The organism is Mesorhizobium sp. M7A.F.Ca.CA.004.04.2.1, assembly GCF_004022825.1.
Classification (GTDB): Bacteria; Pseudomonadota; Alphaproteobacteria; order Rhizobiales; family Rhizobiaceae; genus Mesorhizobium.
The window spans coordinates 1-438 of the sequence record NZ_RZPH01001797.1 but is presented as its reverse complement, the minus strand read 5'-3'; the positions used below and the strand labels follow the sequence as shown (position 1 = coordinate 438).

1 protein-coding gene is annotated in these 438 nt (G+C 65.1%); it reads right to left on the bottom strand.

All coding sequences use genetic code 11. The features are described 5' to 3' along the window. Positions 1-438, bottom strand: a 438-nt coding sequence (locus tag EN893_RS37625) for a 3-deoxy-7-phosphoheptulonate synthase (RefSeq protein ID WP_164901575.1), incomplete at both ends; no start/stop codon positions are given.

Sequence of the window (438 nt, the reverse complement as noted above, 5' to 3'; positions counted from 1 at the left end):
CGGTGACGTTCTTGCCGGTCATTTCGACATGGATGCCGCCCGGATGCGTGCCTTCGGCGCGGTGCACCTCGAAGAAGGTCTGGACCTCCTTGAGAATGCGGTCGAACGGCCGCGTCTTGTAGCCGGCGGCCTCGATCGTGTTGCCGTGCATCGGGTCCGACGACCACACCACGGAGCGGCCTTCCTTCTGCACCGCGCGCACCAGCTTCGGCAGATGGTCGGCGACCTTGTCGGAACCGAAGCGGGCGATCAGCGTCAGCCGGCCGGGCTCGTTCTCGGGATTGAGCAGGTCGATCAGCTCCAGCAAGCCGTCCGGCGTCAGCGAAGGACCGCATTTCAGCCCGAGCGGGTTCTTGATCCCACGGCAATATTCGACATGCGCATGATCGGGCTGGCGGGTGCGGTCGCCGATCCAGATCATGTGGCCTGACGTGGCGT